At 43.2% G+C, this 14,325-nt stretch carries 14 protein-coding genes; 6 read left to right on the top strand and 8 right to left on the bottom strand.

Features of this window, described 5'->3' with window-relative positions; genetic code table 11:
- The first annotated feature begins 8 nt into the window (after positions 1 to 8).
- The gene (locus LCM11_RS13060; RefSeq protein WP_224894731.1) at positions 9 to 830 is read left to right on the top strand and encodes an undecaprenyl-diphosphate phosphatase; all 822 of its coding nucleotides are present in this window, start codon (positions 9 to 11) and stop codon (positions 828 to 830) included.
- A gap of 80 nt (positions 831 to 910) precedes the next feature.
- Here LCM11_RS13060 and LCM11_RS13065 read toward each other — a convergent pair whose 3' ends face one another.
- Complete coding sequence (locus tag LCM11_RS13065) at positions 911 to 1,144, bottom strand: hypothetical protein (RefSeq protein ID WP_224894732.1); 234 nt, start codon at positions 1,142 to 1,144, stop codon at positions 911 to 913.
- A 724-nt stretch (positions 1,145 to 1,868) separates the two neighbouring features.
- Positions 1,869 to 2,999, bottom strand: coding sequence for an IS200/IS605 family element RNA-guided endonuclease TnpB (tnpB, locus tag LCM11_RS13070; RefSeq protein ID WP_224894733.1), 1,131 nt, complete (start codon positions 2,997 to 2,999; stop codon positions 1,869 to 1,871).
- A 173-nt stretch (positions 3,000 to 3,172) separates the two neighbouring features.
- On the opposite strand from tnpB, the gene LCM11_RS13075 reads away from it, so the two are divergent.
- Positions 3,173 to 4,624 carry a DUF11 domain-containing protein gene (locus LCM11_RS13075; protein ID WP_224894734.1) on the top strand — a complete coding sequence of 484 codons (1,452 nt, stop codon included), beginning with the start codon at positions 3,173 to 3,175 and terminating at the stop codon, positions 4,622 to 4,624.
- 117 nt (positions 4,625 to 4,741) lie between these two features.
- On the top strand, positions 4,742 to 5,605 hold the full coding sequence (locus tag LCM11_RS13080; RefSeq protein ID WP_224894735.1) for an SDR family oxidoreductase: 864 nt from the start codon (positions 4,742 to 4,744) through the stop codon (positions 5,603 to 5,605).
- Positions 5,606 to 6,440: 835 nt separating this feature from the next.
- Here LCM11_RS13080 and LCM11_RS13085 read toward each other — a convergent pair.
- Positions 6,441 to 6,671, bottom strand: coding sequence for a hypothetical protein (locus LCM11_RS13085; protein WP_224894736.1), 231 nt, complete (start codon positions 6,669 to 6,671; stop codon positions 6,441 to 6,443).
- 274 nt (positions 6,672 to 6,945) lie between these two features.
- Between LCM11_RS13085 and LCM11_RS13090 the strand changes: the two genes are divergently transcribed.
- Positions 6,946 to 7,500, top strand: coding sequence for a cupin domain-containing protein (locus LCM11_RS13090; RefSeq protein ID WP_224894737.1), 555 nt, complete (start codon positions 6,946 to 6,948; stop codon positions 7,498 to 7,500).
- 69 nt (positions 7,501 to 7,569) lie between these two features.
- Here the strand turns inward: LCM11_RS13090 and LCM11_RS13095 are convergent, their stop codons facing one another.
- From LCM11_RS13095 to LCM11_RS13105, 4 genes are all read right to left on the bottom strand, one after another.
- On the bottom strand, positions 7,570 to 8,220 hold the full coding sequence (locus tag LCM11_RS13095; protein ID WP_224894738.1) for a lysozyme family protein: 651 nt from the start codon (positions 8,218 to 8,220) through the stop codon (positions 7,570 to 7,572).
- 90 nt (positions 8,221 to 8,310) lie between these two features.
- Positions 8,311 to 8,526 carry a hypothetical protein gene (locus LCM11_RS13100; protein ID WP_224894739.1) on the bottom strand — a complete coding sequence of 72 codons (216 nt, stop codon included), beginning with the start codon at positions 8,524 to 8,526 and terminating at the stop codon, positions 8,311 to 8,313.
- 100 nt (positions 8,527 to 8,626) lie between these two features.
- The gene (locus tag LCM11_RS20420; protein WP_263622552.1) at positions 8,627 to 8,752 is read right to left on the bottom strand and encodes a hypothetical protein; all 126 of its coding nucleotides are present in this window, start codon (positions 8,750 to 8,752) and stop codon (positions 8,627 to 8,629) included.
- Positions 8,753 to 8,833: 81 nt separating this feature from the next.
- Positions 8,834 to 9,409, bottom strand: coding sequence for a DUF488 family protein (locus LCM11_RS13105; protein ID WP_224894740.1), 576 nt, complete (start codon positions 9,407 to 9,409; stop codon positions 8,834 to 8,836).
- Between the two features lie 497 nt (positions 9,410 to 9,906).
- On the opposite strand from LCM11_RS13105, the gene LCM11_RS13110 reads away from it, so the two are divergent.
- Both LCM11_RS13110 and LCM11_RS13115 read left to right on the top strand, forming a co-directional pair.
- On the top strand, positions 9,907 to 10,818 hold the full coding sequence (locus tag LCM11_RS13110) for a DMT family transporter (RefSeq protein WP_224894741.1): 912 nt from the start codon (positions 9,907 to 9,909) through the stop codon (positions 10,816 to 10,818).
- Between the two features lie 419 nt (positions 10,819 to 11,237).
- Positions 11,238 to 12,011, top strand: coding sequence for a helix-turn-helix domain-containing protein (locus LCM11_RS13115; RefSeq protein WP_224894742.1), 774 nt, complete (start codon positions 11,238 to 11,240; stop codon positions 12,009 to 12,011).
- A gap of 37 nt (positions 12,012 to 12,048) precedes the next feature.
- On the opposite strand, the gene purT is transcribed toward LCM11_RS13115, so the two are convergent.
- Complete coding sequence (gene purT, locus LCM11_RS13120) at positions 12,049 to 13,242, bottom strand: formate-dependent phosphoribosylglycinamide formyltransferase (protein WP_224894743.1); 1,194 nt, start codon at positions 13,240 to 13,242, stop codon at positions 12,049 to 12,051.
- Positions 13,243 to 14,325: the final 1,083 nt, after the last annotated feature.

Below are 14,325 nucleotides of genomic sequence, written 5' to 3' on the forward strand. Positions count from 1 at the left end.
AGTTCAGAATGGACGTTATTCAAGTTATCAAAGTGCTGCTGCTCGGGATGTTTGAAGGATTAACTGAATTCGCACCTGTCTCATCTACGGGCCATATGATTATCGTGGATGAGATGTGGTTACATTCCAGAGAGTTTTTAGGCTACTACACCGCCAATACTTTTAAGATCGTTATTCAGCTTGGTTCAATTCTTGCGGTAGTTATTACATTTAGACACCGTTTTATGGATTTACTGGGTGCAGGATCGCGTGCGCACCATAACTCAAGCCGTCTTAAAATTAGTCATATCCTGACAGGGCTGCTTCCGGCAGCTCTGCTCGGATTTCTTTTTGAAGACTATATTGATCAACACTTGTTCACAGTGGAAACTGTCATCATAGGACTCCTGTCAGGAAGCTTTTTTATGATTTTCGCTGACCTTTACGGCAACCGCACCCCCTCTTTAAAAAGTGTGGATCAAATCACTTACCCTCAGGCGCTTCTCATTGGACTGATTCAGTGCTTTTCTTTGTGGCCCGGTTTTTCCCGATCAGGTTCCACTATCTCCGCTGGTGTTCTTGTGGGGATGAATCACCGCTCGGCGGCAGACTTTACATTTATTATGGCGGTACCCATTATGCTTGGCGCGAGTAGTGTTTCTGTAATGGATAACCTGCAGTATTTCACGGTGCAGGCGCTTCCCCTTTTTGCGGTCGGGTTTGTAAGTGCATTTCTTTTTGCCCTGATCACGATTCGGTTTTTTCTTAAGCTGATCAATAGAGTTAAACTATTACCTTTCGCCTTTTACCGTATCGCTTTAGCTGGAGTGATTGCGTTTATTTACTACTAAGAATCTTTAGCACGTCTATCTTCCTATAGGAAAGCTAACAGCGCATTTGACCTGCAATCTGGTCAAATGCGCTGTTCGATTTACTGCTTCTTCTGATTACCGCCGTTTACGACTCTGAATTTATTCACCGGTTTTTCCCCTGGTCTGGTATCAAAGGCCGTGATCGTTGCCCCTACTTCCACTTTCATCGATCCATCTGACTCTATTTTAAACAGTGTGCCTGGCTTATTGACTTTAATGGACTGGACATTATGCTTGGCAAACACCTTTTGTAAGTCCTGCAATAACTCCCTTTTACCATAAGTGAAGCCCATCCTATCCCTCTCCTTACTTTCATTTCGTTAGTTGTAGGATATGCGTAAATGAGAAGGACTATGATGGTAAATATGAAGTTGTACAAAAATCTCTAACCAGTTTCCACAGGTAATAGAACAGTCTTATACCTCAACGGTCTTTCTGTTTCTACTCCGCCTGTAGGGATAGACGGATAAGATATTGTCTTTCTTTAAGGTTCTAACCTTTCCCCTTACATAACAGTAAACTAAAAGAGTGGATTCCCGTATATCCATCACGCGTATGGAGCGCTGGGACATTTCACCACGACTGTCCACATAGATTACATCCAGTATTTCCTTTTCCTCCAGTGACCGCGAAAATAAGCCTTCCATAAGGGCAACCGCCTCCCTTTACGAACGTTTGTTCTTATTATACCACAGAAGCTCTATCTTAAAACTGGAATATTCAGGCGATCTAGCTCAGCCAAATCATCCGGTCGGTCCAGACCGAATGATTGTAGCTGAGATGGTTTAGAACATATGACGGTCAGCCGTACAGGATAAGGAAAATTACGCCGGCACTCTACCTTACTAAAAATGCCCTCCATTAAAGAATGGGTGCAGAAATAACGCGTTTGTCCATACCAACCCTCTATCTCTCTCATAGAATAAAGAGATTCTTTGAACTACCCCCACTTACTCGCTGACACTCTTGAAGTTGGGGGATTCCTAAGAGCACGAACCTAACGGTTCGTTCAAATGATTAGGCTAGCCCCGTCGCACCGACGGTTGTAAGGATTCTTTGAATCTCCTTCAATATATTGAAGCTCGCATTTAGGTCGCGGTCGTGGTGGCAACCGCAATCTGGGCAATCCCACGTTCGAACAGCGAGATTCTTTACCTCCCTGTTTTGGTATCCGCACTTGGAACACAGCTGTGAACTCGCAAAAACTTTCGATACGGTTACCAACTGCTTCCCGTACCACGTTGCTTTATATTCGAGCATAGACATGAACATCGACCAGCTCACATCACTAATCGACTTGGATAGTTTTCGGTTTTTGAGCATATTGGAAATTTGGAGATTTTCTACCCCGATCACATCGTGGTTTTTGATGATTTCGGTAGAAATCTTATGCAGATAATCTTTGCGGGAGTTCACTATCTTCTCGTGAAGTCTAGCTACTTTAATACGTTGCTTATGCCAATTCGAAGATCCCTTTTCCCTTCGGGAAAGGATACGTTGAGCTTTTGCTAGTTTCTTTTCGGTCTTGCGTAGGTATCGTGGGTTTTCATAGGTGGTGCCATTCGATAGAACAGCGAAGTCTTTCAATCCGAGATCAAGGCCAACGTAAGCGTTGGATTTAGGAAGTTCCCGAATATCTGTTTGAACAAGAATCGATACAGAATATTTTCCGGTCGGATTGCGGCGAACCGTCGCACTCAAGATGCGACCTTTCACTTCACGACTCTTGGCAAATCTCACAAGCCCCAGCTTAGGCAGCTTAATTTTGCGATCCTGGATGGCAATATTTCCGTTTGTGCATTTTGTGGTGTAGGACTGGACTTTGTTCTTCTTTGATTTGAACCGCGGAGGTTGGTTTTGCTTTTTGAAAAACCGTTCATAAGCGTCAGAAAGATGTTTGACCGACGTTTGGATGGCCGTGCTATCCACTTCCTTTAACCAAAGGAATTCTCTTTTAAGGTTGGGTAGTTGTTTGGAACAAGTAGCGTAACTCAAACCTTTTCCGGTTTCCTTGTAGGCATTCCTCCATTCGGAGAGGAAATGATTGAAGACAAAACGAGCGCAACCGATTGTCTTAGCGATGAGCGATTCTTGGGTTTTATTTGGATAGATACGAAAGTTATACGCTTTATGCCTCAACCTTTCCACCTCCTAACCAGGAACATACGTTCTTACTTTAAAATATCACGGAAGGGAGAATATTCAAAGGCATTCGCCTTACGACGACGGCATTCATCTCCCCCTTACCACCGGTCTTCGACACGGCGCTTGAAGAGGGAGTCTTCTGCCGATGAATGATAAATAAAGGAGATAGATTTATTATGGCAGATATTTGCCAGAACTGTTCTTGTTCACCCTATGAAAATGTTTGTGAATGCCCCACCAATATGGGGATCACCGTCACTCAGCCCGCCTGTCAAACCCTTCCGGATGGAAGCATTTCGGGAAACCCCTGTTTTAGACCTTCACCGGAAAACCGTTCGTACTGGACCTACAAGTTTCTAACAGACAATGCGCAATCCACCCGTGCGATCAGCAACTTTCTTATTCCAATATGTCAGAATATCTTAGCAGCTAACATTATCGTTAGCGAAAAAATTGACGGCTGCGGTTCATTTACGCCGGTACCTTTTACGATTAGCAGCTCAGACCCTAACTTTGGGAATGCCCCAATGGGATTCAACTGGCTAAAAATTGAGACGAACAATAGATTTGAGAAAGGCGTATGTGTGGAATACCGCCTGGAAATCGTAGGGAACTTTCCTGTAGGAACCCAGGGAATTCGTGTAAAAGCTGCTAACAACAACCTGACGTTTGCCTGTGATGGGTGCTTTCTTGTACCGGAATGTCCAGCACCTGGTCAGCTGGTTGTTGATAAGAATTGTGAAGAAATCTTCATGGATGGTATGGCTACTCTAAGTTTCAGTATAGAGGTTACCAACTCTGGCGGAAGTCCTTTAAACAATGTGCAGCTAACTGACACCCTTCTATTCAGCAATGCGATCAACCTGGGTCCGATTACCATCAGTGATTCAAATCTCATGGTAGATCGAACGGTGCCGGGAAGAATTCGAATTACAGGAAATCTTGGTACTTTAAACCCAGGGGACGAACGTTTTATCACGTATTCCCTTCCTGTTGTTAACGTCAGTGCACCTGGAGAGTATCTCATTACCAATACAGCTACGGTGACCTCGATGACGTCAGAAGCAACTGATTTTTGTTCGCTGAATTTAGATGTTGTCCAGTTAAGCGCAGATAAATGTTGTACGGTGAATGGAAATCAGATCAGCTATCGAATAACGCTCGAAAATACACCTAACTCCCCTGATACAAGAGCCAATCTTACGGATGTACTGACTATTCCTGCAGGATTAACCGTTCAATTCTCGACGATTGGCGGTTGTAACGCGATGTTCGAAGGGGGAGGAGAAGTACCGCTAAACGAAAATATCACAGGCCCACGTACCATCGTGATTGAATGTATGAATTTAACTATTCCTCAAGGCGGCTCTGCTCATAGAGACATTCAATTAAGTATTGTTTCCTCTACTACCCAAAACGCAACCATTAACAATACGCTTGAAAATGTAGAACTTGCCACAGGCGACCAAATAGATCTAGGAACACTAAATGTCCCATTCAGTGTAGATACGAATTACGTTGCTATCATCACGTGTACGAACCCTTGTCCGGCTCCAATTAATGCAGCTGTTAATCCAACCTTTTCTTCACGCTCTGATAATTCAGATGGAAACTGTAATTGCTCGTAAACACCAATCCTCTCTTTATTTAAAGAGGGGATTTTTTTATTGGATCGCACCATCGATTAGATTTTTAAGTATTGGGCAAATTATGGAGAGATTTTTTAAAGCAGGAGGTCTTACAAGATGACGAATCAAAAAAAGAAAATCCAACCGAAGCAGCATCAAAACCGGCAGCCGGGATATGAATATGAAATGAAGCCCCTTCCGGAATACATGGATCCAAACTATCAGGGAAGCGGAAAGCTTGAGGGAAAAATTGCTGTTATTACTGGCGGGGATAGCGGTATAGGCAGGGCTGTCAGCTTGTACTTTGCCCGTGAAGGGGCTGATGTAGCCGTTCTTTACTTAGATGAACAACAGGACGCGGAAGATACGAAACAGCTGGTTGAACAGGAAGGACGCACCTGTCTCCTGATCAGCGGTGATATTGCCGATCCGGATTTCTGTACAGATGCCGTAAAACAGATCAAGCGTAAATTCAGTGCGATCGATGTGCTGGTCAATAACGCAGCTGTTCAATATCCGCAGACAGATCTTCTTAATATAACGAATGAACAGTTTGAGAATACGTTCCGGGTCAATATCTTCTCCTATTTTTACATGACGAAAGCCGTCGTGCCTCATATGAAAAAAGGAAGCTCGATCATCAACACGTCTTCCGTAACAGCCTATGCCGGAAACGAACAGCTGATTGATTATACCGCAACTAAAGGGGCGATCACATCCTTCACCCGGGCGCTTTCGAAATCCCTCGTTGGGCAAAGAATTCGTGTGAATGGAGTAGCTCCAGGCCCGGTCTGGACCCCGCTGATTCCTGCAAGCTTCGATGAGCAGCAGGTTGCCGAATTCGGTTCGGATAATCCTATGGAACGCCCTGCCCAGCCAAGAGAAGTCGCGCCGGCTTATGTCTATCTTGCGAGTGAGGATTCAAGCTTCGTCACCGGGCAGATGCTGCATGTAAACGGCGGAATCATTGTAAACGGGTAAATAATATCGATTAGGCTGATCAGAAATTCCACCTAAAAATTGGCTCTTATATAGTTTTTTGTTGTCTTTTCATAAAAGGCTAATTACGCAAAAGGGACGGATTGTGTAAGACTCAGTTTCGAGATATCGGTTTGTAGTTAAGGTCCTGCGGGGGATGATTCGCTTTCCGTGGGCATGTGGTAAGCTTCCTCAGGCTTCGCCTTCCGGGATCTTACCGATCATGTTCATCCCACAGGAGTCTTCATCATCCCCCTCCGGACCTTGCCAAATGAGAAGCTCGAAACCACTTTAATCCTCCCCTGCATAATGAAGTATTAGACCATGTAGCTTTGTGCCTGCTTACAGAATATAGCGATCCACATAGCCCGTCATGAAAGCATTTTATCCTGATTACGTAGGAGTATCTTTCTCTTCTGGATGTAACCGTTCGCAACATTATAGTTGGGGTGGTGGGGAAATGGCGAGACTCCCATGGGAAAAGGGACTAGGTGAGATCCCACAGGGAGTGAAACGAGCGAGGAAGCTCCTAGTAAAAGGAGGATCGACTAAGGTCGCCACATCCTGTGGCAACGTCGATCGACCCTACGTCGTGTAGGGCCATAGGAAAGCGAGTTATTTCCCAACCAGCCCTTCTCCATTTAACGTAAAGGACCCAATTTATCTCGAAACTGTGTCTTCAACAAACGGGAGCTTTACTTTAATAACAACACGGGAGTTTAACAGAACCTAAAAATTAAAAACATTATATTTATTAGAGTCGTCTAAGTATTTCCTATGACCTTATCCTGTATAGCTTCAGTTACAAAAAAACCGCCTTTTCTAGGAAAAGACGGTTTTACTGATTTATATTTTTCTTATCTTTCCAGCGTGCGCCTATGATCCGCAAGCCAATCGTCAACAGGATAGCAGCCAGCACCAGCATGCCTAACGCATCGCCTGTGGCCCACCCGGCTGATTTTAAAAACCTGGCAAGAAGAACGCCGATCAGGGCAAGCGGAATCAGAATAAAACGATCGATTTTCTCGGAGAATATGGGTCCGCTAAACAACTGGCGGATTTTGCTCATGTACGATGATACCTCCTGATTGAGTCACTTTAGGTTTGCTCTAAGAACTCTCCCATTATTTCAAATCTAATCCTTAATCTCAATCCTTTTCCTAAGACTCTGTAAAAAGGCAGCACGGGGGTTCTCATTCTCCCTCGGTTCCTTTCTTCCAAATATCCCCCTCCTTTCCACCCGCAGGAAGAGAACAGTTTGACCATTTCCGTACTAATTTTTACGTACGTTCAGTAGGCTAATGCATAGGATAACGTTAGGAAGTAAGAAAGGATGGATAAAAGTGTACTATAACCCTTATGTGTATCCATATCGTGCCCCTTATGGCAGTGGACCTATGTACAGTAATGGAAGTCAGAACGGCTACTGGTCCTACCCTCAGAACTACGGTTATGCGGCCTGGCCCCCTTCGCACGATCAGAGAAACATTGAGTTAAAGGATTATGGATCCAATCCGTTTGTCGTTAATATTAATACAGCCACGACGCAGAATAATACCTTTCGCACAGCCTTATGGACCGGAGACCATTTGCAGTTGACACTAATGAGTATCCAACCTGGGGAAGATATCGGCTTAGAAATACATCCAGATGTCGATCAATTTTTACGCATTGAGCAAGGGCAGGGTTTTACACAAATGGGTAAACAAAAAGACGATTTAAACTTCACAAGATACGTGATGGATGATTCAGCTATTTTCATCCCTGCAGGTACATGGCATAACTTAACCAACACAGGCAATACTCCACTTAAACTATACTCAATCTACGCTCCGCCTAACCATCCGTTCGGTACCGTTCACAATACAAAAGCCGACGCAATGGCTGCAGAAGATTAAAGAGGACTATCTACTCCATAAAAAAGGGAACTTCCCATAAGAGAAGTTCCCTTTTTTTATACCGATTAGCTACAAATCTTGTATTTCTTCCCCGTTATAATGATCAAGGACCGCATTTACATAATAGATATCCCCATAACAGGCATCGTACTGCTCCGCTTCCTCACGAATACAGTCGTATTTGCCCGTATGTTCTAATTCCTCATACTTTTTAGCGGAAAATTCTATCGCCAGCTCCTGGCTGTATTTCCCGCCATTGCTCCTAACGAAATCAATAAAACCTGCACCAAAATTGTAGGATTGAAGTGCTAATTTAATATCCCCATCGGCCCGCTCCAGCACATTTGCAAAGTAGGAGACTCCCTGTTCAATAGACTTTTCGGGATCTTCAATACAACCGACAGAACCGCACAAGGATTCGGAGGCCTGCATAGGATCATCTCCTCTTCCCCCTGATTCCTGCATCATTAACGCCATCAGCACATCCACGTGTTCTTCAATATCTTCCTGCTTCGCATACTTTCGAACTTCGTCTTCATATTGCAGTACCTGATCGGACAAGCCTGCCGATTCATTTGTACTGCTCATTAAACCGTCTCCGAGATTACTGCTTGTAAGCAGATAAATACCACCAATTACTAGAACGATAGGCAGCATTATTTTCACGAATGCTTCCGAAACGGCTTTTTTAAATTTAGTTTTCCATTTATATTTCGGCATGTTTCTCCCCTTATCGCTACTCTTATAAGATGAGTCTATTTTAACATGCCGGTAAGCCTAAATCTCTTATCATGCTCTGTATTAATGTTTCTATGAGTGAACGGAGCGTCCTGCAAAAAATAGTTTTCTCAGTATAGGATAGACCATCATAGCGATCAGGAGAAATATCCCGAAGTCGAGTAAAAACAGCCCTGGATCAAATTTATCGTGGAATAAACGGTACTCCAAATGGATCAAAGCATAAACCTGCGAAGATAAGAAGTCTGTAATCAATAACGACACGATAATCAGAAGAAACTCCCTCACGTTACCACCTCTTTGAACCACGTTTATTCATTTCTATGTAGGAAGTCAGCTCTTCTAGAACGGATGCTTCTATATCTCCCCACATCATCCTCTGGTATAACTACATCCAGCGTGATTCGTGATATTTATCGGGATTTTCCCTATTTCTTCTTGAAGGTAATAGAATTGGTAAGGCTAAAGCAGCGATGGCTGCTACTACAAAAATGATGATAAACACGAGCCCCATGATATTCCTCCTCAAAAAAGTAAAATTTTCGTTCTGTCGATCCTTTCCATATTCCAGGCTGTTCTCAGCAGCTATTCATGCTTACCTATGGGGTTCAGAATATGAATCTCGAAGCATGGGATACACTACTGTTCCATTCTCTTCTACTATAGGCATCGCACCCCAGCGGCCAAGCTCATGACTAACCACCTCTGTTTTGCCTTTTGAGTCGTTAATCAAATGAAAAACCTCCCAGCCGTTCGCCTGCAGCCAGTTACTAATCAACAGGCGGTGACACTTCGCCGGATGCCTCTCGGAACACATATAGACTAGATTCTTTCCTTCAGCCGCTGCTTTTAAATCCTCCAGCCCCTTTTGAAACTCGGTCGTTAATGTATAATCCGCATAGTTATGGAACGAACGATTGTCCCACCCGGCATTTAGACTCTCCCCAATTTCGCCTGACCGACTTCGCCTGCCACCGAGCAACGAAAAATGCCGGTACGTTACCTCCGCTTCGCTAAGCCACTCCTCCATTCTTTCCTTGTTAAACTGCGGGTACTTACGACTTGCAGGGAAGGCACGGATATCAGCCACATATTCGATGTCTGCGGCCTCAAGCATGTGCAAGAACTTTTGCTTGTCATGGTCAGAATGTCCAATTGTATAAATTTTCATATCCCCTTTACCCTTTGGTAGAAACTTATATTACAGACTGTACCCTTTCCACGATACTCTCAAAATTTCTACTCCAGTTAAAACCAATTTCTTCGATTTTGCCATTCTGCTCTGTTGGTAAAGAGCGATTTTTATTACTACTACGCTCCCAATAATTCAGTGCAGATTAAGGACATTTAACATTTCGATCTACTCTTCCGAATCTAATAACATATAAATACCATATTTTCTAATTTTTAGTTGATAAATAGATATCTCCCTGCTAAGCTTAAAAAACATTTACTAATTATTTCCATATAATGTTTCTTAAGTTTCTTTCCTCTGCTTTATGTATTCCACTAGAAAATTAAGTAGACCGTAGGATCCAGTAAAAACGATAGATGCCTTCTAAAGAACATACCTTTTTATTAAGAACAGATGATGGCTTTGCTTTTGAATTTTCATGGTTATGAAGTCCACTTTAGAGTTCTATTATTTTTTTAGGAGGCATACAATCGATGAGATCAGTAGGTGTAAGCTTAGTTATCCTTGCCGCTATATGCTGGGGCGTTAGTGGAGGAATTGCAGATATTTTAATGAACAAGGGCTGGGACCCTATCGTGATTTCTCTTTACCGGGGGGCTGTTGGCTTTGCATGTTTTTTTGTATGGTTTCTTTTACGCTTTCAACAAAATTGGAGCTCCTCTTCTCGCTTTTACATTTGGTCTTCATTGGCTGGTGTAGGGGTTGCTGGAAATTTCACCTTTTATTTTTTCACGATCCAGGCGTCAAGCGTAGCTGTTGCTTCTACTTTAATGTACACAGCACCGGTGTTTGTCCTTGTTATCTCTTTTTTATTACGAATAGAGCGTTCGACGTGGTTTAAATGGGGATGCATATCGGGGGTCCTCATAGGGGTTATCTTGCTTACAGGGGCTTACAATACCAATTCGCTATCCGTGGGATTACTAGGTGTGGCATCCGGTCTTGCCGCAGGGCTATCTTATGCATTATTCATATTTGGGTTTAAGAACGCCTCTTCCATCGGGAAGCCGCAGATCACTTTGACGATTGCCTTCTTTTCATTTTGTCTTATCCTTTTGTTTATCGCGGACATGGATGAAGCCGCTAACGTAATGACCTCAAACGACATCGGCTTGTTTCTTATATTGGGGGTCCTTGGAGCTGGAGTTTCGTTTATATTCTATGTAGTGGGCATTCAGTGGACTGCCCCAACAACTGCCTCCATGGTTGCTATGGTTGAGCCGGTAACAGCTTCATTATTTGGCTTTTTGCTTATCGGGGATCATTTGACCATTATTCAACTTTTTGGAATAGCCATTATCCTGGTTACGGTTATTGTACTTAGTATGAAACCTTCCCCATCCTCCATTAAAAGTACAGATAAAAGGAAAAAGAAAGCTGTCTAAGCGACACGCTCTTTCTCTTCATAATTATTTAATTAAAAAGCCCTATTGTAGATGGCTCCCATCCGCTACCATAGGGCTTTTTCATTTGGCTTTAAGGATATTGGCAGTCGACCTTTAAGAGATTATCAACGTATCGTTCAACCCATGCCTTTAATAGATTCTCTGTTCAAAATTCTTTTACCACCAGAGATACTTGTCACCCTTATTTGACACGGTAAATGACACGGCATTGACCTCCGCTAAACCATTGGCAGTGTAAGCCTCGTCCACCGAATTCGCCAGCCGAAACAAAGAATAAACTAAGATTAATTTAAAAAAAGAATTTTAAAAACGATATAAAAAAAGATTTTATTTTTTTGACACCAAATTCTTAAAACTTTCGATTATTAGAGTAACAAGACAAGAATAGGTGATGAAAAATGAATATCCATGACATTAGCAAGCTTCAATCCTTTCCAAGTAAACAAGAATTAGATGTACGTGTCCGCTCTTTCCTCTATCAGTATAAAGCCTCACTCTCTCCTGCTTCCCTCGAGATATTAACGTTTATTTGGCGACATTCGGTCAAATATCCTGGTGTCTCTTTTGCCAAAATTGAAACCATTGAAAAAGCCACAAAACGCAGCCGCAGAACCATTGTAAGGGCGATTAATACGCTGGAGCAGGCGGGTTTGCTTTCTCGTATTCCAACGATCCGTCCAAACGGGAAGCGCGGAGTAAATATCCTTGTTATTAATCCTGCTGAAGAAAATCCACTTCCTGATAGAAGAGAAATCGTTTGTAAGGACAAAGCAGAGAAAGTTGAAAAACCTGCACAAACCGAGGCTCCTCAAACTTTGGAACAAGTTTCGCCCACTAAGCCGGCGGTCGATACGGACTATTTACCCACCTACATACCGAAAGCGTTTATTCAGCTTTCTCAATCATTCCTGAACGTGAAAGATATTCTTGGGGCTTGGAAAAGGGTTCACTACGCCTATCAGCAAACTCAATTATGCTACCCGGTTGATCACTATATATCCATCATTACACAGACATTCAAACAGGCAGTTTTTGCTAAACAGAATGGCTCTATTAAGAAAACGTTTCTTGCCTATTTTTACGGTGGCATACTGGCGGCTTTCCAGCAGACCGTACGTAAAGAAGTAATGGATGATCCCGCTAACCTGTATTATGACTGGCTGAACAATTAAAGAAAACCACCCTGAGTCAGGATGGTTTATGGCATAATTAGGATTCTGGATCGTAATCCGTCACCACATTCAAGTAGGAGGCAGCTGTTTCAGCTTGTTTACAGGCCGTTTCCGCAGTTTCACCGGTGCCGAGCACAACAGCCATACGGCGACCGATCGTAGCGGATGGTTTTCCAAAAATCCGCACCTGCGTATGAGGGACAGCTAATGCTTTTTCCATGCCGGAAATCGTGTAATCATGACTTTCCACCGTTGATTTTACGGCATAACTGGATCCTGGTGAAACAAGTTGAATATCCTCAATCGGAAGTCCGAGAATCGCCCGCACATGAAGAGCAAATTCAGAGAGTTCCTGGGTCATCATCGTCACCATGCCCGTATCATGAGGACGCGGAGAAACTTCACTAAAATAGACGCCATTGGACGTAATAAAAAGCTCAACCCCAAACACACCATATCCGCCGATTTCATCTGTGATTTGCTGAGAAATAGTTTCGGCCTGCTGGACATGTTCTTCACTCATGGCATGAGGCTGCCACGACTGAATATAATCTCCGCCCTCCTGTCTATGACCGATCGGCGGGCAGAAAAAGGTACCATTAGAAGCCTTAACAGTTAAAAGAGTGATTTCAGAGTCAAAATGAATAAATTCTTCCACAATCACCCTCGTGCTGTTTCCACGGCCACTGCCAAGGGCCTCCTGCCAGGAATCCTCAATCTCACTTTCTGTTCTGCAGAGACTCTGTCCTTTTCCAGAAGAACTCATGATGGGCTTAATCACGCATGGAAGACCAATGGTTTGAACCGCTTCTTTCAGTTCTTCCAGCGAATTTGCAAACTCATACTTCGCTGTCGGCAAATTTAATTTCTCACTGGCGAGCCTTCTGATTCCTTCTCTGTCCATTGTTAACTGAGTTGCGTAAGCTGTCGGGATGACATGATATCCTTCTTTCTCAAGCTTTAATAATGTATCGGTCGCAATCGCTTCGATTTCGGGAACAATATAATCCGGCTGTTCGTTTTCCACAACGCCGCGCAGCTGGTCTCCGTCAAGCATATCAATCACTTCAAATCGATGAGCCACCTGCATAGCCGGCGCTCCTTCGTATCGATCTACAGCAATCGTTTCGATACCCATCCGCTGTGCTTCAATCACAACTTCTTTTCCTAATTCTCCAGATCCCAGCATCATCATCTTTTTCGAATTGCGTTGGTTCGGTGCTCCATACATGGCTACTCCTCCTGAATGTTTGGGTTTATAGTCATTCTAAATTTAAAATCGGGGTAATTTCAAGGTTTTATTCGTTAATTAACGAATAAATTCTATGAATATAATAAAAATGTTCGGTTTAAATTCGCAATGCCCTTCAGTCGATTCTGTTAAAAAAGGAGTCTCCTTACATTCAAGGATTAAAAAAAGAAGCGGCCCCGCGGACCCCTTCTCTAATTAAATCCAATATTTTATTCTTTCATGTAAACGTAACGGAATACCAGAGAAAAGCTCCTCCCAGTACGGAACACATGAGAGTAACCTCCTTCCCTTTTCTCGACAATGGGATAAACCGGAGTAAAAAATTTACGATAAAGACAGCTAAAAATAAACACACACAGAGAACGGCTAACTTAGCCGCCGGCTCATTCACCTCTGAATGGATGAAATGCTGTATGGCGTCTGATATATAACCCAACGTGTGCACCTCCGATAATTTCTTCCATACGTATTCTCAAGGGACTGCACCTATTTAAGGTGTCTGCAACTTGTCTATTGTTAAAGGCAGGGCCGTACCGCAGCCCTCACATTCTAGCAATATATCTATTTTTACTTCACTAATAAATATGATTCTTCTAGGGCTCATCAAGGTTGAACATCTACGGCAGGCATGGTGGTCTGTCTGGTCTATAACTTCCAAGTATGATTCTACGTTCGTCAACACTTATACATTGCTCCTTTATTTCCTTTACTACTATTTTCGACATGATTATCAATATATTGACTGTTCAGGCAGAATTTTTCTAAATAAAAGGCTCTGTACAACCTCAAAACCAAAACGAAAGATAAGCTCCCATTACTCGAAGACTTGATTTCGAGATAAATGGGTCCGTTACTTTATGTGGAAGAGGGCTGGTGGGGAAATAACTCGCTTTCCTGTGGGATGAACATGATCGAAGGCGAAGCCTGAGGAAGATCACCACATATAGGAAGTTCGACTAAGACCGTCCCATCCTGTGGCAACGTCGAACTCCCCTGCGTCGTGCAGGGCTAGAAAGCGGAATCGTCCCCCGCAGAACCTTCACTCTAACCTAATCGTAAAAG

Origin of the sequence: Halobacillus halophilus (assembly GCF_020171985.1) — a bacterium.
GTDB lineage: Bacteria > Bacillota > Bacilli > Bacillales > Halobacillaceae > Halobacillus > Halobacillus halophilus_A.